Origin of the sequence: Flagellimonas sp. MMG031 (assembly GCF_040112705.1) — a bacterium.
GTDB lineage: Bacteria > Bacteroidota > Bacteroidia > Flavobacteriales > Flavobacteriaceae > Flagellimonas.
Genome location: NZ_CP157804.1, coordinates 2,460,169 through 2,481,922, shown reverse-complemented (window position 1 = coordinate 2,481,922; position 21,754 = coordinate 2,460,169). Strand labels below are relative to the sequence as shown.

Genomic DNA, 21,754 nt, shown 5'->3' with positions numbered 1-21,754 from the left:
AAGGGGTGCAAAAAATAAACCCGTTTGATTTCTCAAACGGGTTAGAATATATTTTAAAAACAACAATACATTTCTACCTCGCTTGAGAGCAAGTGTAAAAATGATGATGTGTGTTTTTGTTTCTCATTACGCTTCAAAAGTAGGACATATTTTTATATCAAAAAAGCGAAAATTAGTTATTTCCCAAAATTAATGGAAGGCCATCATCACCGGAACCTACCACTACCACCTTGGCATTGGGAGATTGCGATAATTTTAATGTGGCTTCTATACCTTTGTCCTGCAATATCTTGTCCGTAAGCGATGCGCTCAAAATTCGGTTCGCATCCGCCTTACCTTGGGCCTCAATACGCTGCCGTTCCGCTTCTTTTTGTGCACGTTCCAATCTAAATTCATACTCCAATGATGCTTGCTCCTCTTTCAATTTACGCTCAATGGCTTCTTTGATAGTAGGTGGCAAGGTAACATCGCGGACCAAAATATCATCCAACTCAATATACTGCTCGCTCACAATTTTCTTAGTTTCCTCGAAAATCTCGTTCTGGATGGCATCCCTTTTACTGGAATAGAGCTGCTCTGGGGTATATCGACCCACTACACTACGCGCCGCAGATCGTATGGTAGGCAGAATTATACGATTGAGGTAGTCTTCCCCGATTTCTTGGTGCAGTTTCCCTAGCTCGTTGTACTTAGGCTTGTACCAAGCCGATGCATCCAATTGAATGTCCAGACCATTGGATGACAATACTTTCATTTTTTCAAATACTTCTTGTCTCCTCACTTCGTAGATATAGACCCTGTTCCAAGGTGCCACCAAATGGAAACCTTCGCTCAATGGAGGCTCCTCGGTAACCACACCGCCACCAAAGGTCTTGTAAAGCACTCCAGCTTCCCCGGAGCCAATGGTTATGGCCGATTTGGAAATGATGATAATCAAGAAAATAATCGCTGCCAAAGCCGGCAGCGCAATCTTTGGTAATTTATCCATGTTTAATCACTATTTATATTAATCCATTATATTTTCTGACAAACCACTCCGTAGCTAAGGAAAGTACCATTACTCCCAACAGAATACGGAAGTCTATCAAAGATACAACATTATCCCTGCTCTTTTGAACAGGGAGAAATTCTTGTGATGAAATCAAATTGGTTTCTAGTTCGTCCAACTGATCTAAAAAGTACAATCGCCCCTTATTGTTGTTGGCTAATCGATCCATTTTCTTATAATCTGAGGAAATGAGTTGCTTTTCTGGGTTAAAATCCAAGATTCGGAAAGAACCGGAACGACTCAAATTCTCGCCCTTTACGGTAACAGTGAAATTATACCCGCCAGCCTCCAAGTCACTCAAATCCACTTCGTAAAAAGCTCCTTTCAACAACATAGGCGCTTCTCTCGAAAAATCATTGTCTTTTCCCTTGATGGAAATGGACAGACTGGCATTGCCATCAAATTGGTAGGCTTCATCAAAGTAGGAAGCCCTGATTTTGGCCATGCTGGCGTTGTCGAACACCAGCTCATAGTCCAACTCCAATCGATTTCGCTGTTTGTTCGAGCCTAAATAGACCATCAAACTACCTATAAAATCATCAAATCTTTGAAAATTTTGGTCGTTACGATATACTTGTGCCCTCCATCGCCAGATATCTTCCCCAAAAAGTACGGCTTCCTTGGTGTTGGACGCAGTCAAAATTGCAAATAAAGGCTTGTCTAGTTGGACGCCCTGCAATTGTTGGAACATCAAAACTTCACTCTCTTTATTCAGTTCAATATCGCCCAGTGTACCTTTTAGTGGCGGAAACCCATCTACGGAAAAATCGCTTAGTCCAAAAAGCCCAAAGGCATTGTTCAAAACAGGGAGAATATCTTCGGGTTGCCTACTGCCAGATAACGAAAAGCTCTTCTGAATGCCATTCAAAAAATTCCAATCCGTTTCACTTCCTGTAATGGTAACATAATTGGCTCCTGAATTTTCCAAAAATGTGTACACATTTCTGAAATTACGATTAGGCTGATACAAAATAATCACTCCCATTTCTTCCAGTTGGGATTGGTCTGCGGTGGGTTTTAATAGTGTAACGGACCGTTGTTCGTTGGATTCAATGGATTTTTTTAACGTTCCAATATCCGGATGAAGTATATCGGAAACGATACCCACATTGGTTTTTTCGTCTATGACCTCAATAGCGGTTTCTTTGATATTATTAGAAGTATTTCGCTCTTTGTCCAAGGCCTCCACTTGAATGGTAATCGTTTTGACCCCCACACTTTGAGCCTCGACCAAAGTATTCAAGGTTTGACTGTTCTTGGTTGCGTTGAGATTCACACGTTCTTGGTGCACCCTACTCCCGTTGATGGAAATGGTCACCGTGCTCGAAATCGGCCGGGTACCTTGATACCGAATAGAAGTTTCTATCGGAAAACTATTTCGTAGAAAGGCGTATTTATTCACGTTGATGAGTCCAACCGCAATATCCTCGTATTGGGTGGTATCTCCCACAACTACTGGATGAACGCTCGTATTCTCGTTCAATTTTACATATCCATAATCCCTGCCCAAAGTTTGGTTCCCATCGGAAAATAGCAATATGGCATTGTTGCCATTTACAAAAACTTCGTTCAACGTGGAAAGTGCGTTGGAAACATCAGTATTTCCTTGGTTAAACCGTATGGAATCAGTTGCCGAGACGGTATTCCCAAATCCATATTGATGAATTTTGAACCTTTCGTTCACTGCATCATTCGCTTTCAGTTGTGTTATGGCTTGCGATATTTCGGATTCGGAAGTGGCATCCTCCATTGAGCTGGAATTGTCCACCAAAAAAATCAAGTTTGCTTTTTCCACAAAATAATCCTTGCTCACAAACTTAGGATTGATCAAAAGCAAAAGGCCGCAGAACAAGGTGACAAACCTCAATGCGGCCAATATTATATGCCTTGAACCCTTTCTAGGGTTTTTATAAAAATATTGAAAATAGACAAGCGTAAGCGCGGCAGCTACTGCTATAACAATAAGAAATACCGTGCTCAACTCCATTCATTTAGGTTAACATTCCACCGTCAACATTCAATACCTGCCCTGTTACGTAGTCGGAAAGGTCCGATGCCAAGAATACGCAAGCATTGGCCACATCCTCGGGGCTTCCACCACGTTTCAATGGAATGCCTTCCCTCCAACCTTGAACCGTTTTTTCGTCCAATTTCTCGGTCATCTCAGTTTCAATAAAACCTGGGGCAATGGCGTTGCAGCGAATGTTTCTGGAACCCAGCTCCAAGGCTACGGATTTGGTAAACCCGATCATTCCTGCTTTGGAAGCGGCATAGTTGGTCTGCCCCGCATTCCCTTTCACCCCTACCACGCTGCTCATATTGATAATGGAGCCCTTGCGTTGTTTCAACATGGTGCGTTGTACCGCTTTGGTCATGTTAAACACAGACTTTAAGTTGATTTCGATAACTTGGTCAAAATCAGCTTCCCCCATACGCATCAACAAATTGTCTTTGGTGATTCCAGCGTTGTTGATCAATACATCTATTCTACCATCAAAATCCTCTAGAACTTGGGCCACAAGGGCTTCAGAGTCTTCAAAACTGGCGGCATTACTTTTATAGGCTTTGGCTTTAACGCCCATTTCGGTCAATTCCTTTTCCAATTCCAAGGCAGGACCTTCGCTGGAACTGTAGGTAAATGCCACATTGGCACCATGTTTTGCAAATACTTCTGCAATTCCTTTACCGATTCCCCTACTGGCTCCTGTTATGATTACGTTTTTCCCTTCCAAAAGTTTCATCTGTGGATATTTATTTGTTTCTAACTATCAGATGCAATTCGCCAATAAACACTTTTAGTAGTGTCCAAAATTGTTATGGCTCATTTCATACTATGATTGTGTTTGAATGGTTGTTGACTAAATTATTGGTTATTTCCGTTTTTACTAAAATTCGTCATTTCGAGTCGATTTCACGACAGTGGAAGTGAAATTTGTATCGAGAAACAGAATTTTAATTTTAACGGTTCTCGATACGATTTTTCGTTCCTCAAAATCACTCGAACTGACACTTCAAGCTATTTTTAGGTTCAAAATCCAAAACTGGTCAAATATAGTTGTTGTTTTATGTTTAGACGAAAAAAAATCCCGCATAAAACGGGATTTAGTATGGTTTTAACGGTTGGTTACCCAACCACTTCTTTCACTTTTACGCCAATTTCAGCGGGAGAATCCACTACGTGGATACCGCAATCGCGCATGATTTTTTTCTTGGCTTGGGCCGTATCATCGCTACCGCCCACAATGGCTCCAGCGTGACCCATGGTACGTCCTGCAGGTGCAGTTTCGCCAGCAATAAAGCCAACAACGGGCTTTTTGCTGCCACTTTCCTTATACCATCTGGCTGCCTCAGCCTCCAATTGACCTCCAATTTCCCCAATCATCACCACACATTCGGTTTCTGGGTCGTTGATCAATAGTTCAACCGCTTTTTTGGTAGTAGTACCAATAATGGGGTCTCCACCAATCCCAATGGCAGTGGTAATTCCCAAACCTTGACGCACCACTTGGTCTGCAGCTTCATACGTTAGTGTTCCGGATTTTGAAACGATTCCCACTTTTCCCTTTTTGAAAACAAAGCCGGGCATGATGCCTACCTTGGCTTCTCCGGGAGTAATTACACCCGGACAGTTTGGACCGATCAAGGTGCAATCCATATCCTTGATGTAATCGTTGGCTTTTACCATATCGGCAACAGGAATACCTTCGGTAATGGTAATGATTACTTTGATTCCTGCATCGGCAGCTTCCATAATGGCATCCGCAGCAAAAGCGGGCGGTACAAAAATAATCGTGGTGTCGGCACCCACTTCTTTTACAGCTTCTTCCACTGTGTTGAAAACTGGTTTCCCCAAATGTTCTTGACCTCCTTTTCCAGGGGTAACGCCACCAACCACGTTGGTTCCGTATTCGATCATTTGTTCGGCGTGGAATGTTCCTTCACTACCGGTAAATCCTTGTACAATTATCTTTGAATCCTTGTTTACTAAGACGCTCATATATTTAACTTAATGTAGAAATACAAAAATATGGTTTACTAAAGTTTTTATCTATTGATTTTTTAAATCTTTTTGAGTTTTTGCAAGATTTCCGGTATCCTTTTGATGGATGCAATCTGTTTCAACTTTTCACGTGCTTCCTCGGCCGGGTAACCGAAGTACGTTTTACCTCCTTGGAGTGATTTTGAAATACCGGATTGGGCCAAAATCACCGCCTTTTTGCCAATAGTCGCTCCGCTGGTGATACCTACTTGCCCCCAAAGCGTTACTTCGTCCTCGATAATGCAACATCCTGCAATGCCTACGTGAGAAGCAATCAAACATTTTTTGCCTATTACTGTGTCGTGCCCCACTTGGATTTGGTTATCTAATTTGGAACCTCTACCAATGGTGGTTGACCCAGTAACTCCTCGGTCTATGGTGCATCCCGCGCCGATATCCACATGGTCCTCGATAACCACGTTCCCTCCAGAAAGCAATTTATCAAAACCTTCGGGGCGGTTTTTGTAATAGAATGCATCAGCACCGAGCACGGTTCCTGCATGGATGGTGACATGGTCACCAAGTACACATCCATCATAAATGGTCACATTGGGGTGAATGACGCAATTCTTGCCAATTTTTACGTGATTACCAATGAAAACATTCGGTTGAATCACAGTTCCCTCTCCTATTTCGGCTGTTTCAGCGATGGATGAAGCTGCACTTTTGAAGGGTTTAAAATGGCGGGTCAGTTTGTTAAAATCCCGAAAAGGGTCATCAGATACCAATAAAGCTTTGCCCTCTGGGCATTCCACTTCTTTATTGATGAGCACCACTGTGGCCTTCGATTGAAGCGCTTTATCATAATATTTGGGATGGTCCACAAATACGATATCGCCCTCCTCGACCACATGGATTTCGTTCATGCCCAGAACGGGGAAGTCATCAGGCCCTACAAAATCGGCTTTAATGATTTCCGAAATTTCCTTTAAAGTATAGGTTTTAGGGAATTTCATTCCATCTATTCTTTGGCACGTTCCAAATAGGCCGCTTTCTCCGTATCGATTTTGATCTTGTCACCCTCATTAATAAATAGGGGTACATTGATCGTTGCTCCTGTCTCCACAGTAGCAGGTTTGGTCGCGTTAGTGGCCGTATTTCCTTTCACTCCGGGTTCGGTGTGCGTTACTTCCAACACCACACTTGCGGGCATTTCCACCGAAAGTGGCGAATTGTCCTCTGCATTGAAAATAATGGTCACCACTTCGCTTTCCTTTAAAAGGTCAGATGCATCAAGTGCATCTTTTTGCAAAGCAATTTGGGTGTAGTCGTCCGTATTCATAAAATGATAGGTGTCACCTTCATTGTAGAGATATTGGTACGAACGAGTTTCTACGCGGACATCTTCGATTTTATGCCCAGCAGAAAACGTATTGTCGACCACTTTTCCAGTAGTCACACTTTTCAGTTTGGTACGGACAAAAGCAGGTCCCTTACCTGGTTTTACATGGAGAAACTCTATAATCTTATAGATGTCGTTGTTGTACCGGATGCACAACCCTTTTCTTATATCAGAAGTACTTGCCATAAATTTAATTTGAACTAAAATAACCTTTCATAATTCCTCGCTGCGAATCCCTTATAAATTGAAGGATTTCATCCCTTTCTGGAGTTGCCTCCATCTCCGCTTCAATGATGGATGCCGCCTGGGAATTGTTGTAGTTTTGTTGATACAGTATTCTATAAATGTTCTGGATTTCGCGAATCTTGTCCGATTCAAACCCTCTTCTTCGCAATCCGATGGAATTGATACCCACATAGGATAGCGGCTCCCGTGCTGCCTTTACATAGGGAGGTACATCTTTACGCACCAAGGAACCTCCTGTTACAAAAGCATGGTTGCCTATGGATACAAATTGATGAACCGCCACCATTCCCGCCAAAACCACATTTTGGCCAATGGTGACGTGACCTGCCAACGTGGAGTTGTTGCTGAAGATACAGCCATCCCCCACCAAACAATCGTGTGCTACGTGGCAATAGGCCATGATCAAGCAATTGTTTCCGATAACAGTCTTCATACGGTCGGAGGTACCTTTATTAATGGTGGCACATTCCCGAATGGTGGTATTATCACCGATCACAACGGTGGTGTCCTCTCCTTGATATTTTAAGTCTTGGGGCATGGCCGAAATAACAGCTCCTGGGAAGATGCTGCAGTTTTTTCCGATACGTGCTCCTTCCATAATAGTGACATTGGAACCAATCCAAGTGCCTTCCCCTATGGTTACATTATTATGTATGGTGGTAAAGGGCTCAATAACCACGTTTTTGGCGATTTTGGCCCCTGGGTGTACATATGCTAATGGTTGGTTCATCTACGAATCTGTATTTTTTGTTTTTACGATTTGTGCCATCAACTCAGCTTCGGACACCAATTTTCCATTGGCATACGCATACGCCTGCATGTGGCAAATACCTCGCCTGATGGGAGAAATCAAATCGCACTTAAATATTAAGGTATCCCCCGGCACTACTTGCTGTTTAAATTTCACCTTGTCAATCTTCATGAAGAAGGTCAGGTAGTTTTCAGGGTCTGGAACCGTACTCAGCACCAAGATTCCGCCTGTTTGGGCCATCGCCTCCACCTGCAGTACTCCTGGCATTACAGGTGCTCCTGGGAAGTGCCCTACGAAAAATGGCTCGTTCATGGTCACGTTTTTCACGCCCACTACGTGAGTGTCCGACAGTTCCAAAATCTTATCCACCAATAAAAAGGGTGGACGGTGTGGTAATCTGGCCATGATTTCGTTCACATCCATCAAGGGTTCTTGATTCAAATCATAGCTGGGAACCTTGTTCCTTTTTTCTATTTTGATGATTTTGGACAATTTTTTGGCAAACTGCGTGTTCACAAAGTGTCCGGGCTTGTTGGCGATTACCTTGCCTCGGATACGTGTTCCGGCCAAGGCCAAATCCCCAATCACATCCAAAAGTTTATGCCGAGCAGCCTCATTCGGGTGGTGCAAGGTCAAATTATCCAAGATACCGTTGGGCTTCACCGATAACTTTTCCTTTCCGAAGGCTTTCTCCAATTTTTTCATGGTGGATTCAGAAATCTCTTTATCCACATAAACGATGGCGTTATTCAAATCCCCACCTTTTATAAGTCCATTTTCCAACAACATTTCCAGTTCGTGCAAAAAACTGAAGGTGCGGGAATCGGCAATCTCCGTTTTAAAGTCGGACATGGTTTCCAAAGTGGCATTTTGCGTGCCCAACACCTTGGTACCAAAATCGACCATAGTGGTCACTTGGTACTCATCTGCGGGGATGATGGTGATTTCGCTCCCAGTGGTCTCATCCTTATAGGAAATAACGTCCTTTACCACATATTCCTCGCGTTCCTGTTCTTGTTCCACGATACCGGCCTCTTCCAAGGCTTCCACAAAAAATTTGGAAGAACCATCCATAATAGGCGGTTCAGGTGCGTCCAATTCAATGAGCACGTTATCTATGTCCAGCCCTACCAGTGCTGCCAACACATGCTCTGATGTATGGATTTTTACACCGTTTTTTTCCAGATTGGTCCCTCTTTGGGTATTCACCACATAATTGGCATCTGCCTCGATGATGGGTTCCCCTTCCAGGTCAATTCTTTTAAAGGCAAAACCGTGGTTTTCCTCAGCGGGAAGGAAGCTCATGGTCACATTTTCGCCTGTATGCAGTCCTACACCTTGTAGCGTTACTTTTTTGGCTATGGTGCGTTGTTTATTGCTTGGTTTGCTCACCTTTTACTCTTTTTTCGATGTTAGAGATTTGATTTGCCAGCTTGGGCAAATTCTTAAAGTGTACATATGATTTGTTGAAGTCGCCATAATTCAAGGCTGGAGAACCTTGCAGCACTTCATCATCTTTTACATTTCTTCCGATACCCGATTGGGCTTGGATACGGACCCTATCCCCTATGGTGATGTGTCCTACGATACCGACTTGGCCTCCGATCAAACAGTTTTTGCCGATTTTGGTTGAGCCAGCAACCCCCGTCTGTGCAGCAATGGCAGTGTTTTCTCCAATCTCTACATTGTGTGCAATCTGGATTTGGTTGTCCAATTTGACGCCTTTCCTCAAAATAGTGGAGCCCAAAGTTGCCCTATCGATAGTCGTTCCCGCACCAACATCTACATTATCTTCAATGATCACGTTTCCTGTTTGTGGCACCTTGCTGTATTCGCCGTTGGCATTCGGCGTAAATCCAAAACCATCGGCCCCGATAATGGCTCCGCCATGTATCACGCAATTGTTGCCGATAATGGTCTCTGAATATATTTTGGCTCCAGCAAAAACGATGACATTATCGCCAATACTTACATTATCACCAATATATGCGTTGGGATAGACTTTTACGTTATCCCCGATTTTTACATTGTCGCCCAAATAAGCAAAGGCCCCTAAGTAAAATTCATTACCGTAAGTGGCAGTCTCGGAAATGTAGCAGGGATTTTCAATCCCAACTTTGTTATTTTTTACTTGATTGTAATATTCCAGAAGCTTGGAAAAGGATTTGTAGGCGTCATCTACCTTTATCAAGGTGGTAGAAATGGATTGCTCCGGCACAAAATCCTTGTTCACAATGGTAATGGAAGCTTTGGTAGAATAAATATAAGAGGTGTATTTTGGATTGGCCAAAAAGGTCAAAGAGCCCTTTTCGCCTTCTTCGATCTTGGACAGTTTATGGACAGCGATTTGAGGGTTTCCCTCAACTTCCCCTTCTAAGATTCCGGCAATTTGGGTAGCTGTAAATTTCATTGGTGCAAAAGTAACAAAATTTGTTAAACGGCTTTCTTCGGATAGCAGCTGTAATATTTGGTGACCGTTTTTGCCAAAGCTTTCAAGCTAAGTTGGTCCGACTCCTTAAGTACATCCGAAATTTTTCCGTTCTTTTTCAAAATCTGAATTGCCTCGTCCCTACTGTAGGCCTTATTGGAAATCTCGCCCTCAAACACAAAATTGGAAGCTTCTTCAACGGAAAGATCATGCTTTTTGATGATCCAATCCAATTTTTCATTCAATTTTTCTTGCGCCATGGGCCGCTTTTTCACTTTTACGTGCAAAAGTCTTCGTTCCAGTAGCATTCCACACAATTTGGAAAGCACAAAATCTTCGTTGGACTGCCAGCCCTTTAATGCGCCCAGGATATCAATGTCATCCAATTTCGCAAATGTTTCCAGCACTTCCTTATCGAAGTTTAAGGTACCATTGTTCTTTAAAAAAAACAATAGCGGTTCACTGCCTGCCAAACTCTTCCCTTGGCTCAATAACCATCTGGCCCGTTGCATGATGCGCACCAGCAATTGTTCGGCCACCAATCCGGTTTTGTGGAGATATACCTGCCAATACATGAACCTTCGGGCCATCAAAAACTTTTCTACGGCATAGATTGCTTTTTCTTCCAAAACCAAATTGCCATCCACCACATTGAGCATGGAAATCAAACGTTCCGAATTGATATTTCCTTCGGTAACCCCAGAATAAAAGCTATCCCGTTTAAGGTAATCCAAACGGTCCATGTCCAGTTGACTTGAGACCAATTGGTTCAAAAACGGTTTTGGATAATCCCCTTTAAAGATGGAAATGGCGATATCCAGCTGACCATTGAATTCCCTGTTAAGCTCCATCATAAAGCGCAAAGAAATCTGCTCATGACTTATTTCTTTTGCCACAAAGCCTTCCAGAGCGTGGGAAAACGGGCCGTGCCCAATATCGTGAAGTAAAATGGCGCACAACAAACCTTTTTCTTCAGCCTCCGTGATCTCAACATTTTTTACTTTTAACACCTGAATGGCCTTCGTCATTAAATGCATGCTTCCCAAGGCATGGTGAAACCGGGTGTGGTGGGCTCCGGGGTAGACCAAATAAGAAAGCCCCATTTGGGATATGCGCCTCAACCGTTGGAAGTAAGGATGCGAGATGAGACTAAAAATTAGTTCGTTGGGAGTTCCAATAAAACCGTAAATTGGATCGTTGAAAACATGAAGCTTATTGGTTTTTACCAAAGTTTTTCGTTTTAATTCCCACAAAGATAATCACTATATGAACAAGATTACAATTCTTTGGGTCGATGATGAGATAGACCTTTTAAAACCCCACATCCTGTTTTTAGAGAGCAAAGGGTACAAGGTGGTCACCAGCCAAAGTGGCCAAGATGCGCTTGAGGAAATTCGGGAAGACTTTTTTGATATTGTTTTTTTGGATGAGAATATGCCAGGGCTTTCTGGCTTGGAAACCTTGACCGAAATCAAAAAATACGACGGCTCCATTCCCGTGGTGATGATCACCAAAAGCGAAGAGGAATATATTATGGACGAGGCCATCGGGTCCAAAATTGCCGATTACCTCATTAAGCCAGTCAACCCCAACCAGATTCTACTTGCCTTAAAAAAGAGTTTGGACAATTCCCGCCTCGTCTCAGAAAAAACCACGGCGAACTATCAGCAGGAATTTCGGAAAATTGCCATGGACCTTTCCATGATCAACTCCCAAGAAGAATGGGTAGAGCTATACAAGAAATTGATCTATTGGGAGCTCGAGCTGGAACAAATAGAGGATTCGGGGATGTTCGAGATATTGGAATCTCAAAAAGTGGAGGCCAATTCGCAGTTCGGGAAGTTTGTGGACAAGAATTATAAAAGTTGGTTCAAGGAAGGTGATGCCCCGGTGATGTCCCATACGCTTTTCAGAAACAAAATCCAGCCCGAACTGGAAGGCCACAAAACCCTTTTGGTCGTCATTGATAATTTGCGGTACGATCAATGGCTGGCGTTCGAGAAAACCCTATCGGTACATTATAAAAAGAAACAAGAGTGTGCCTATTTCAGTATTTTGCCCACCGCTACACAATATGCCCGTAACGCCCTCTTCTCTGGCCTGATGCCGGCCGACATGGAAAAACAATATCCTGATTGGTGGAAAAACGATACCGACGAAGGTGGCAAAAATCTTCGCGAATCCGAATTTCTGGGAGAGCAGCTCAAACGCTTGGGGCTCGACCTTAAATGGGAATACCACAAAATCAACAACCTAAAGCAAGGGAAACAATTGGCCCAAAACTTTAGGGCTCAAAAAGACAACGATTTGACCGTAGTGGTCTATAATTTCGTAGACATGCTATCCCACTCCAAAACCGAAATGGAAGTGGTAAAGGAACTGGCTTCCAACGACAAGGCCTACCGCTCCTTGACCTTGAGCTGGTTCAAAAACTCACCTTTGTTGGAAATCATTCAACAAGCGCAGGATTTGGGCATGAAGTTGATTTTGACCACGGACCACGGCACCATCAATGTGAAACAACCGTCCAAGGTAATCGGTGATCGCGAAACCAGTCTTAACCTAAGGTATAAGACCGGGAAAAGTCTTACCTATCAAGAAAAGGATGTGCTATCGACCAAAAATCCGCAAGAAATACATCTGCCCAACATCAATTTGAGCAGCAGTTATATTTTTGCCAAAAACGATCTATTTTTTGCCTACCCGAACAATTACAACCACTATGTGAGTTATTACAGGAACACCTATCAGCATGGTGGAGTCTCCTTGGAGGAAATGATTGTTCCCTTTGTAGTGTTGGACCCCAAATAAACAAAGCGTGAAGAGACAATTTCAGTTGGATGATATCCACCATATAGCCAAAGAGGTCCTTCAAAACGCACCCAACAAAGTGTTGTGCCTGTATGGAGATATGGGTGTGGGCAAAACGACTTTGGTAAAAGCAATGGTAAAGGAGCTCGGTGCCGTAGACATTGCCAACAGCCCTACGTTCGGACTTGTAAATGAATATTGCGATGCAAATGAGGTGCCCCTAGCCTATCATTTTGATTTTTATCGCCTTGAGGATGAAATGGAAGCCTTGGACATGGGCTTCGAGGATTATTTGAATTCCAATGCCTGGCTATTTATAGAATGGCCCAATAAGGTCGCCTCCCTTTTGCCCGAAGATGCTGTGGGGGTATTCTTGCACTTTATCGAAGAAAGCACGCGTTCAATCGAGTTAAATGTTTCTTAAAACACAATCGGTCTATCTTCAAAGAAATTATTGCACAGGGCAAGCCGATTTCGATGAAATGACATTTTTTTACGTTAAAAAACCAATTTTATCGATAAAAGGTATGGTTAGTTGAAATATTTTCCTACATTTGCTTTGTGAATGAATTCATTTATTAACCAAAAACTCTTTTACGATGAACACTAAAAAAGTTTTTTTTGGATTGCTAGCTGTTGCATTTTTGGCAATGACCGCTGTTTCAACAAGCGTTGTTAAAGCTGACAGTGACCAAACTACTAGCATTAAAAAAAGTCAGCTTAAGAAATTATAGTCGACTTTATCCTAATTGAAGCAATAATCCCTTTTTTCGAGAAGGGATTATTTTTTTTACAATAATCCGTCCTTTTTTTAGTTATCTACAACAATGAAGGACAAGGCCAGAATCAGAAAGAAGTTTGTTATTGAGGGTGTGGTAGCGTTATTTATCGCCATATCCCCTCTTTTATTTTATGGATACAAGTATTTACCCGTTGGTGCCGAAACATGGACATTCCTTGGTATAGACTTCGGTCACAATGGTTTCGATGATGTTAGTTTGGCATTTTATTACTATTTGAACAAAGTAGTGCCCTTACTCTTATTGGTCATTTGGTTCGTTACCTCCAAAAACTGGTGGTACCATGCCATTTTGATTCCCATAGCTATGTACAGCTTCCAGTTATTCACTGTACTGAATTATTCAAATAGTGAACGGATCGATGAAAACGAAATTCTGTACGTCATTGCAGTGACCATGGTGGTCATACCCATTGTGTATTTTATTAGGGTAAAATTGGTGGACAAACACGTGCACGGCATTGATTTGGATGCGATGGATACCGAGCTTCAAATTCTTAAGGAAAAAGAGGAATTGCGCAAAGAGCGCGAGAAATTGGAACAGCGCAGAAAGACTGCTTCAAAAAAAATGTAAATTTGCTCGAATACCTTTAGGTATCTTGAATAGATTTACTGCATATGAGCCAAGCTTCCTCTCCTTTTAGCAAACAACAACTGCTTCCCCAAGAAGAAACCCTGGAGGTCATCAAACAAAAGGGCGAGTTATTCATTGGAATTCCCAAGGAAAACCAATACCAAGAAAAACGGGTTTGCCTTACCCCAGATGCCGTAAACGCCATTACCGCCAACGGTCACCGTGTATTGTTGGAATCCGGAGCCGGCGAAGGGGCTAATTTTTCCGATATCGATTACACCAATGCAGGTGCAGAAATCACAAGGGACACCAAAAAAGTGTTTTCCTGCCCGTTGATTTTAAAGGTGGAACCCCCTACTCTTTCCGAAATAGATATGCTGAACCCGCAGACCATTGTAATTTCTGCGCTTCAAATAAAGACCCAGAACAAGGAGTATTTTGAAGTCATGGCCAAACGAAGGCTCACGGCCATTGCCTTTGAATACATCCGCGACGATGATGGCAATTATCCTGCGGTGCGCTCCTTGAGCGAGATTGCGGGCATCTCCTCTATTCTCATTGCTTCCGAACTGATGTCGAACCCATCAACAGGGAATGGATTGATGTTCGGTAACATTAGTGGTGTTCCTCCAGTGGAAGTCGTCATTATCGGAGCAGGAACCGTGGGTGAATATGCAGCACGGTCGGCCCTGGGATTGGGCGCCAATGTAAAGGTGTTCGACAATTCCATCAGCAAACTCAGAAAACTACAGACGAATCTGAACAGGACCTTATACACCTCTACCGTGCAACCCAAAAACCTATTAAAATCACTAAAACGCTGCGATGTGGCCATTGGTGCGACCCGTGGAAAGGATCGCTCCCCAATTGTGGTATCCAAATCCATGGTGGAGAACATGAAAAAAGGTTCCGTGATTATCGATGTAAGTATCGATATGGGTGGTTGCTTTGAAACCTCGGAAATCACTACGCACAGAAAACCCACTTTTGAAAAGTACGGGGTGGTCCACTACGGGGTGCCCAATATCCCATCGCGCTATCCGCGAACATCCTCCATTTCCATCAGCAACATCTTTACGCCTTATTTATTGAAAATCGGCGAGGAAGGGGGCCTTGAACATTCGCTTAGGTTTGACAAGGGATTGCGCAACGGACTCTACATGTACCACGGTATTTTGACCAACAAATCGGTAGGCGATTGGTTTGGGCTGAACTACAACGACATTAATTTTCTTATTTTTTAATTGAAATGGCATTTTTGAAACGATTGGGATGGTACTTGGTTGGCCTATCCATTGGATTGATTTTTTTGGTTTTTATACTGAAGAAAAAAACAGGGGAAGGTGGCTTGGATTTTTGCTATTTACCCAATTGTAGGGTACTCAAGGATATGCGCTCCAAACCCATCACCTTCACTGAGACGTTGCCCGAAGCCTACCGCGATACGCTCCTTATACAATCTTTTTTGAAAGATGGGGATGTGGATTTTGGAAAGAGCGACACCAAATCAGAACCGTGTAAAACCTACGTGATTTCACATGAGCACAAGGGGCAAGAATGGGAACTTACCGCCAAAAATTGTGAGGAGGAAGTATTGGTGGAACAATTAAATGCCTTGGACTAATCCTCCAACTTCCTACGTTTCCGTTCCTTTTCGATCAGGGCCAGTTCCCTGGAGGTTTGTCCGGCAACAGAGGTATTTTCTTCCGCCCTGCGGATCAAATAGGGCATTACATCCCGTACGGGTCCGTAAGGCACATACTTAACGGCATTGTACCCTTGCGCGGCCAAATTATAAGTGATATGGTCGCTCATCCCAAACAACTGCCCGAACCAAATACGGCCATCGTTGGATTCGATGCCCCGTTCTTCCATTAAATCCACCAGTTTCAAGGTACTTTTCTCGTTATGCGTGCCAGAAAAGATGGAAAAATCTTTCATATGCTCCATCATATAATCAATGGCAGCATCAAAATTTTCATCAGTCAGGCGTTTGTTTTTACAGATGGGGCTTTCATATCCTTTTTCCTCTGCCCTATCGTTTTCTTTCTCCATGTAAGCACCGCGCACTACCTTGGCGCCAATCTTAAATCCTTCTTCCTTGGCCATTTCGTGCAACTTCACGATATAGCCCATACGGTCCCAGCGGTACATTTGAAAGGTATTGTAAACAATCGCTTTTTCCTTGTTGTATTTGCGCATCATGTCGAGGACCAAATTATCCGCGGCATCCTGCATCCAGCTTTCCTCGGCATCAATCAGCAGGGCCACATCCAGTTGGTGTGCCTTTTGGCAGACCCTGTCAAAACGATTCACCAAACGGCCCCACTCTGCTTGTTCGTCTTCCGATAGCTGGCTTCCTTGGGACACTTTTTCAAATAACTTAAAACGACCAAAACCGGTGGGTTTGAACACCGCAAAGGGCATGGCATCCTTTTCCTTTACAAAATCGAGAATCTCCAAAGTCTTTTCCATAGCAAAGTCAAACTGATTGTCCACCGACTTGCCTTCCGCGGAATAATCCAAAATGGAGTACACCCCGTTACCATACATATTGTCAATAATAGGCAAACAGTCCTTTTCGTTGACCCCTCCACAGAAATGGTCAAAAACGGTGGCCCTGATCAATCCCTCTACGGGCAAATGGGCCTTTATGGCAAAATTGGTCACCGCGGTACCGATACGCACCAGGGGTTCCTTGGAAATCAATTTGAATAAGAAATAGGCTCGCTCCAACTGGGAGTCCGACTTTAGCTCAAAGGCTATTGCAGTATTCTCAAAATTTGGTCGCATTAATTATCATCCATTAAAGATTCAAAGATAAGTACGCAAACTAGAACCGTATATATAAAAATAGTCTTTATTTAGTGGTGTAATTAAAATTATGGAGTCGGTTAAATCACAGTCCTACGAGGTACACATCAACGAATTGGCCAAAGCTGCTCTGAACCAGCATGTTGGTCAAAAAAAGTATTCCAAGATCTTTCTTTTGGTGGATGAGAACACCAAACTGCATTGCAAGCCTTTGTTTTTGGTTATGTTCGAGCATGAGATCGATTCCATTTTAGAGATTCCTTCGGGGGAAGAACACAAGCACATCCACACGTGTTTGAAGCTCTGGGAAGAACTTTCCCATTTGGATGGTGACCGGAAAAGCTTGCTGATCAACCTTGGTGGCGGTGTGCTTACGGATATGGGCGGTTTTGTAGCATCTACCTTTAAGCGAGGCATCGATTTCGTAAATATCCCCACTACCCTGCTCTCTATGGTCGATGCTTCCATTGGAGGAAAAACGGGTGTGGATCTAGGGTCATTAAAAAACCAGATAGGGGTCATTAACCAACCACAAATGGTCCTTATTTTTCCAGAGTTTCTACAAACCCTTGATGAACGACAGACCAAAAGCGGTTATGCGGAAATGCTGAAGCATGGTCTCATTCAGGATAAAGACTACTGGAACGACCTGACGAACAATGGCAACTTTACCGACCCTGCCTGTATCCAAAAATCCATTGCCATTAAAAATGAAGTGGTGCTGCAGGATCCTACGGAACAAGGTCTGCGCAAAATCCTGAATTTTGGCCATACCCTTGGGCACGCCATCGAATCCTACTGTTTGGACAATCCCAACAAACGCACTTTGCTGCACGGTGAGGCCATTGCTGCCGGGATGATTTTGGAAGGCTACCTGTCCCACGAGCTCCGTGGGCTCTCCCGATTGGACGTGGACGATATCAAAAATGGTCTTTTGGCCCATTTTGACCGTGTGGAATTCACCTCGGAGGATATCGATGCCATTCTACAATTGTTGAAGTACGACAAGAAAAATTCCCATGGCAATGTGAATTTTGTGCTGTTGCAAGCCATTGGAGACGCCGTTACCGACATTAAGGTTCCGGAGGAATTGTTCCCAAAAGCTTTTGCTTACTACAGGGAATAGCCTTTTTATATACTCTTTTTTTGCGTTCGCAACTCTTTGGTCAAATCAAATTCGAAAATTCCTAGCTTAAGATTAATGTAATAACTGACCATTATGAAACGAATTTTGATTGACTACAAAAAACTGGATCACGCCGTAGCCGCCAGATTAATCGATGCCTATCCCTATGGTTATGGCGACGACGACATTACCACCATTAAAAAGCCGAATGGTGAAGTGCTGGAAGTAGTGGAAGTACGTACTGAGGATACCATCTATCTGGTAAAGATCAGTAAGAGCCTTTCCAACTTTATCGCCAATTTTGAAGAAACCATTGAAAAAGAGTTGGATAAGGAATTAGTGGCTTCAGAATTTGAGGAAGATTCTTTCGAGGCCTACGAGCCCACTTCCGATGAATTGGAAAGTGAGGACAGTTATTAGGCTATAAATATCTTTCCCTCAAAATGCGAACATGGTGCGCTTGGTGACCACTGGTGATAAAACCCAGTGCGCGAACACTCATTTTTGAGCCGCTGGCCACTCCCACCCTTTTGAGCGCTTCCTCGTCCAAAGAAGCAAAAAGCGTGATGGAGGAGTCCCGAACGGCCACATATTCATCGATCAAATCCTTTTTACTGCGATTATTGGCGTTCGAAACAGGAACATAGGCATCCTGATCAAAGCCAGGGAATTCACTTTTATCGTTTCTGGCAATACAGAGCGCCCGATATTGAAAAATTCGTTCCGTATCCAACATATGCACCAATGCCTCTGCCAAGGTCCATTTGTCCTCGGCATAGGCATAGGTAAGTTTTTCTTCGGGGATTTCTTCCAATAAGGATAGCAGAACCTGCTTTCCGTTCCGTAATTCATCCAACAAATCAACGTCTCCCAATGCCATCACGTAGGTATGGTAAAAAGGATTGTATTCCGAAGTGGGAAGTTCCGAAAGTAACATAGGTGTAAAAAAGGATTACAGCTCGTTGAAGATGGTATGCATCAACCGTCGCTTGTCGTTGATACTCTCCTCCAAGGATATCATGGTCTCTGTCCTGCTGATACCGTCGATATCATCAATCTTGAAGATGATGTTTTTCGCATGCGTGGTATCCCTAGCCCGGATCTTGCAGAAGATATTGAACTTGCCCGTGGTGATATGGGCCACGGTAACGTAGGGTATTTGGCTCAATCGCTCCAAAACGAACTTGGTCTGGTGCGTTTTCTCCAAAAATATCCCGACATAAGCTATAAAGGAATAGCCCAATTTAACATAATCAAGTGTTAGGGAAGAACCTTTGATGATTCCTGACTCTTCCATTTTTTTGACGCGGACATGAACCGTACCTGCGGAAATCAGCAACTTTTTTGCAATGTCCGTAAAAGGTGTACGGGTGTTATCGATCAGCATGTCCAAAATTTGGTGATCTATTTCGTCGAGTTTAACTTTGTTCATTACATTAAATTTTGCAGCAAAATTAGTTAAAAAAGGAAATTTACGTAATAAAATTGGTTATTTTTTAAATAAAACGCAAGAACCTCACCCAAACTACTTTAGATTCTTGAATTCTCGAAGCAAATCCAGTATTTCGTGCTGTTCCGGGGAAAAGCCAAAATCCTTGGAATCAATACATTCTATGGTCTGGTGCCCATAAAAGCCATTCAAATCGCCTATTTCCGCTATCTCGGGGCGGAAAATAATCTTTTTGTCTTGCAGCACTTCTTTAAACCGAATCCCAACGGACTGTCCGGTTTCAAATGCACCGTTCACCAGCTCTGGATGTTTCACCAATACATCAAAAAACAATTTGTGGTTATTGGGAATGGAAAAATAGTCTCCCGTATGAAACGCTTCGATGGTATCTTTCGCTATAGTATGCAAAGCTTCAACCAAGGCCACAAAAATAAGTTCACGTGTTTTCTCCCTTTCATAGTCATTGGGATAATGGCCAGATTCGAACAATACGGTGGGAATGCCGAGCATTTGGAACATATCCCCTACGCAATTATGGTTAAAGCCATCATCATACCTGCCAATCTGCCCGGGAATCAATGCTTGTAAACGATGGTTCATGGCAGCAATCAATTTCATGGCCAATTCCCTATTGGGCGTAATGTACCGCTCAGGACTGCTCGATGGAGACAAAAAGGAAACCGTAGCTGGTTTATTATTCTCACCTGCGCTAAATAAGGTACGTTGGTCATGAAGATTAAAACAATAATCGGGCTGAAACCGTTCGAACAAATCCCGCAGGGCAATGCTTTCTGGTTGGGATAGATTTTTAGCATCCCTGTTCAGGTCGATTTTGTTGCTATTTTCACGGGTATAATCGTCCGCTCCATCCGGATTTAGCATTGGAACCACCATAAGGGTGCATTCCTTTAAAATGTGCTTTGCATCTTCCAAATCGGACTGCAGGTAATTCACCATATCCCAGACCGCTTTGGTAGTTGTGGATTCATTCCCGTGCATTTGCGACCACATGAGGATTTTATTACCACCATCCCCCATGGTAAAGGCATGTATGGGATTCCCCCTAACCGAATCACCTATATGGATTAATGGGGAGGATACTTTTTCAAAACAGCCTCGAATGGAGTCCTTATTAATATATCGGCCTTTTATGGACTGTTCTTTAAACCGTGAATAATCTAGCATGGAACGGTGGAATTAAAGTTTACAAAAGTAACCATACCTATTTTTACAAATGTAAACATATGAATCAACCAAATAGTTACATTTGTGTCATTCGCAAAAGCTCATTTAAGGGTAAGGCTATACATTTGTAAACACTATTTTAATTAAACTGCTTATATATTAGTATATCAATACTATATATATTATAATCTGTACTATTACTTTATATACTTACACCCTCTGTAACGATTTTAATAGTGAATTCCGCATGAATAGATTATCTTTGAAACATATTAATTTACATTTGTGAACAAAGATATTGTCAAACGTATAGAGCAGGTTATTGAGTATTTGGAATTGTCCGTTTCAGCCTTCGCGGATGAGATTGGTGTACAGCGTTCCAGTATCTCCCATCTGCTGAATGGAAGAAATAAACCTAGCTTGGATTTTATTATGAAGTTGGTGAACACCTACCCCGAAGTGGATCTCTATTGGCTATTGAAGGGAGAAGGGAATTTTCCAAAAGATGAGGCTGTACCTGAGAAATCTAAAATTGAACATCGGAAGGATATTTTTCTGGAAAAATTGATTCCTGATAACCCACAACTTGAATTTCCTGCCCCTTCCCAAAAAAACATTTCAACTGGGCAACCTGATAAAATTGTGTTTTTCTACCCTGACGGAACTTTTAAAGCGTATCACACAAAAAAGGATTGATGCTTTCACGTTCTTTCCGTTACTTTGTATTTATGATAAAACGTTTATTTCCTACCCTGTCGATTTTTTTGATGTTTGCCTGTGGTCAACCTCCTGAGCGTAATTGTGAAGATTTTAAAACGGGTTCTTTCTCCTTTAAAGCAACCATTAACGGTGAAGAAAAGGAGACCGTCTTCCACAGAACCTTGGAAATGGAGATTGACGAATTTGAAGGTAAAGTGGATTCTTCTTCTGTTCGTTGGATCAACGATTGTGAGTACATCCTAAAAAATCTGAACCCTAAGAATAAGGCGGAGGAAAGACCGATCCACATTAAAATACTTACCACTTCGGAATCATCCTATACGTTTGAGTACAACATTGTGGGCGAAAACAAAAAATTTAAAGGTACCGCGGAAAAAATCGAAGATTAGAAAGCTGCTTTTCCCTACGATTGCTCTTAGCG

General features: G+C 42.7%; 24 protein-coding genes. 10 read left to right on the top strand and 14 right to left on the bottom strand.

Annotation, left to right across the window (positions count from 1 at the left end):
* Window positions 1–172: 172 nt before the first annotated feature.
* From ABNE31_RS11185 to ABNE31_RS11140, 10 genes are all read right to left on the bottom strand, one after another.
* Window positions 173–988 carry a prohibitin family protein gene (locus ABNE31_RS11185; protein ID WP_293284781.1) on the bottom strand — a complete coding sequence of 272 codons (816 nt, stop codon included), beginning with the start codon at window positions 986–988 and terminating at the stop codon, window positions 173–175.
* Window positions 989–1,001: 13 nt separating this feature from the next.
* The gene (locus ABNE31_RS11180) at window positions 1,002–3,035 is read right to left on the bottom strand and encodes a vWA domain-containing protein (RefSeq protein WP_349351179.1); all 2,034 of its coding nucleotides are present in this window, start codon (window positions 3,033–3,035) and stop codon (window positions 1,002–1,004) included.
* A gap of 4 nt (window positions 3,036–3,039) precedes the next feature.
* Window positions 3,040–3,789 (bottom strand): 3-oxoacyl-[acyl-carrier-protein] reductase, encoded by a 750-nt coding sequence (fabG, locus tag ABNE31_RS11175; RefSeq protein ID WP_179385759.1) that lies wholly within the window; start codon window positions 3,787–3,789, stop codon window positions 3,040–3,042.
* A 383-nt stretch (window positions 3,790–4,172) separates the two neighbouring features.
* Entirely contained in the window at window positions 4,173–5,045 is an 873-nt protein-coding gene (gene sucD / locus ABNE31_RS11170; RefSeq protein ID WP_179385758.1) for a succinate--CoA ligase subunit alpha, read from the bottom strand.
* A 62-nt stretch (window positions 5,046–5,107) separates the two neighbouring features.
* The gene (locus tag ABNE31_RS11165) at window positions 5,108–6,043 is read right to left on the bottom strand and encodes a UDP-3-O-(3-hydroxymyristoyl)glucosamine N-acyltransferase (protein ID WP_349351178.1); all 936 of its coding nucleotides are present in this window, start codon (window positions 6,041–6,043) and stop codon (window positions 5,108–5,110) included.
* A gap of 5 nt (window positions 6,044–6,048) precedes the next feature.
* The gene (gene efp / locus ABNE31_RS11160; protein ID WP_349351177.1) at window positions 6,049–6,615 is read right to left on the bottom strand and encodes an elongation factor P; all 567 of its coding nucleotides are present in this window, start codon (window positions 6,613–6,615) and stop codon (window positions 6,049–6,051) included.
* A 4-nt stretch (window positions 6,616–6,619) separates the two neighbouring features.
* Window positions 6,620–7,405, bottom strand: a complete 786-nt coding sequence (gene lpxA / locus ABNE31_RS11155; protein ID WP_179385755.1) for an acyl-ACP--UDP-N-acetylglucosamine O-acyltransferase — start codon at window positions 7,403–7,405, stop codon at window positions 6,620–6,622.
* Window positions 7,406–8,818: a bifunctional UDP-3-O-[3-hydroxymyristoyl] N-acetylglucosamine deacetylase/3-hydroxyacyl-ACP dehydratase gene (locus tag ABNE31_RS11150; protein ID WP_179385754.1), complete on the bottom strand. Its 1,413-nt coding sequence runs from the start codon at window positions 8,816–8,818 to the stop codon at window positions 7,406–7,408.
* Window positions 8,799–9,836, bottom strand: coding sequence for a UDP-3-O-(3-hydroxymyristoyl)glucosamine N-acyltransferase (gene lpxD / locus ABNE31_RS11145; protein ID WP_349351176.1), 1,038 nt, complete (start codon window positions 9,834–9,836; stop codon window positions 8,799–8,801). The genes ABNE31_RS11150 and lpxD overlap by 20 nt, the downstream gene beginning before the upstream one ends.
* A 23-nt stretch (window positions 9,837–9,859) precedes the next feature.
* Window positions 9,860–11,083 carry an HD domain-containing protein gene (locus ABNE31_RS11140; RefSeq protein WP_349351175.1) on the bottom strand — a complete coding sequence of 408 codons (1,224 nt, stop codon included), beginning with the start codon at window positions 11,081–11,083 and terminating at the stop codon, window positions 9,860–9,862.
* A gap of 37 nt (window positions 11,084–11,120) precedes the next feature.
* Here ABNE31_RS11140 and ABNE31_RS11135 point away from each other — a divergent pair, with 37 nt between their 5' ends.
* The 6 genes from ABNE31_RS11135 (at window position 11,121) to ABNE31_RS11110 (ending at window position 15,662) form a co-directional block, all read left to right on the top strand.
* Window positions 11,121–12,665 carry a PglZ domain-containing protein gene (locus tag ABNE31_RS11135; RefSeq protein ID WP_349351174.1) on the top strand — a complete coding sequence of 515 codons (1,545 nt, stop codon included), beginning with the start codon at window positions 11,121–11,123 and terminating at the stop codon, window positions 12,663–12,665.
* Window positions 12,666–12,672: 7 nt separating this feature from the next.
* Window positions 12,673–13,089, top strand: a complete 417-nt coding sequence (tsaE, locus tag ABNE31_RS11130) for a tRNA (adenosine(37)-N6)-threonylcarbamoyltransferase complex ATPase subunit type 1 TsaE (RefSeq protein ID WP_293284797.1) — start codon at window positions 12,673–12,675, stop codon at window positions 13,087–13,089.
* A gap of 175 nt (window positions 13,090–13,264) precedes the next feature.
* Window positions 13,265–13,399: a hypothetical protein gene (locus tag ABNE31_RS11125; protein WP_257024048.1), complete on the top strand. Its 135-nt coding sequence runs from the start codon at window positions 13,265–13,267 to the stop codon at window positions 13,397–13,399.
* Between the two features lie 93 nt (window positions 13,400–13,492).
* The gene (locus ABNE31_RS11120; protein WP_293284800.1) at window positions 13,493–14,038 is read left to right on the top strand and encodes a hypothetical protein; all 546 of its coding nucleotides are present in this window, start codon (window positions 13,493–13,495) and stop codon (window positions 14,036–14,038) included.
* A 44-nt stretch (window positions 14,039–14,082) separates the two neighbouring features.
* Window positions 14,083–15,282 carry an alanine dehydrogenase gene (locus ABNE31_RS11115; protein ID WP_127141945.1) on the top strand — a complete coding sequence of 400 codons (1,200 nt, stop codon included), beginning with the start codon at window positions 14,083–14,085 and terminating at the stop codon, window positions 15,280–15,282.
* Window positions 15,283–15,287: 5 nt separating this feature from the next.
* A complete protein-coding gene (locus tag ABNE31_RS11110) occupies window positions 15,288–15,662 on the top strand; it encodes a DUF4258 domain-containing protein (protein WP_349351173.1) in 375 nt (124 codons plus the stop codon).
* Here ABNE31_RS11110 and ABNE31_RS11105 read toward each other — a convergent pair.
* Window positions 15,659–16,831, bottom strand: coding sequence for a proline dehydrogenase family protein (locus ABNE31_RS11105; RefSeq protein ID WP_349351172.1), 1,173 nt, complete (start codon window positions 16,829–16,831; stop codon window positions 15,659–15,661). The genes ABNE31_RS11110 and ABNE31_RS11105 overlap by 4 nt on opposite strands.
* 91 nt (window positions 16,832–16,922) lie before the next feature.
* On the opposite strand from ABNE31_RS11105, the gene aroB reads away from it, so the two are divergent.
* Together aroB and ABNE31_RS11095 are read left to right on the top strand one after the other, a co-directional pair.
* The gene (aroB, locus tag ABNE31_RS11100) at window positions 16,923–17,978 is read left to right on the top strand and encodes a 3-dehydroquinate synthase (RefSeq protein WP_349351171.1); all 1,056 of its coding nucleotides are present in this window, start codon (window positions 16,923–16,925) and stop codon (window positions 17,976–17,978) included.
* 93 nt (window positions 17,979–18,071) lie between these two features.
* Window positions 18,072–18,398 (top strand): hypothetical protein, encoded by a 327-nt coding sequence (locus tag ABNE31_RS11095; RefSeq protein ID WP_349351170.1) that lies wholly within the window; start codon window positions 18,072–18,074, stop codon window positions 18,396–18,398.
* 1 nt (window position 18,399) lies between these two features.
* On the opposite strand, the gene ABNE31_RS11090 is transcribed toward ABNE31_RS11095, so the two are convergent.
* From ABNE31_RS11090 to ABNE31_RS11080, 3 genes are all read right to left on the bottom strand, one after another.
* The gene (locus tag ABNE31_RS11090) at window positions 18,400–18,915 is read right to left on the bottom strand and encodes a DinB family protein (protein ID WP_349351169.1); all 516 of its coding nucleotides are present in this window, start codon (window positions 18,913–18,915) and stop codon (window positions 18,400–18,402) included.
* A gap of 15 nt (window positions 18,916–18,930) precedes the next feature.
* A complete protein-coding gene (locus ABNE31_RS11085; RefSeq protein WP_127141951.1) occupies window positions 18,931–19,410 on the bottom strand; it encodes a winged helix-turn-helix transcriptional regulator in 480 nt (159 codons plus the stop codon).
* A 93-nt stretch (window positions 19,411–19,503) separates the two neighbouring features.
* Window positions 19,504–20,613, bottom strand: a complete 1,110-nt coding sequence (locus ABNE31_RS11080; RefSeq protein ID WP_349351168.1) for a M14 metallopeptidase family protein — start codon at window positions 20,611–20,613, stop codon at window positions 19,504–19,506.
* Between the two features lie 285 nt (window positions 20,614–20,898).
* Between ABNE31_RS11080 and ABNE31_RS11075 the strand changes: the two genes are divergently transcribed.
* Both ABNE31_RS11075 and ABNE31_RS11070 read left to right on the top strand, forming a co-directional pair.
* Window positions 20,899–21,309 carry a helix-turn-helix transcriptional regulator gene (locus ABNE31_RS11075; protein WP_349351167.1) on the top strand — a complete coding sequence of 137 codons (411 nt, stop codon included), beginning with the start codon at window positions 20,899–20,901 and terminating at the stop codon, window positions 21,307–21,309.
* Window positions 21,310–21,341: 32 nt separating this feature from the next.
* Complete coding sequence (locus ABNE31_RS11070; protein ID WP_179385522.1) at window positions 21,342–21,722, top strand: DNA topoisomerase IV; 381 nt, start codon at window positions 21,342–21,344, stop codon at window positions 21,720–21,722.
* Window positions 21,723–21,754 lie beyond the last annotated feature (32 nt).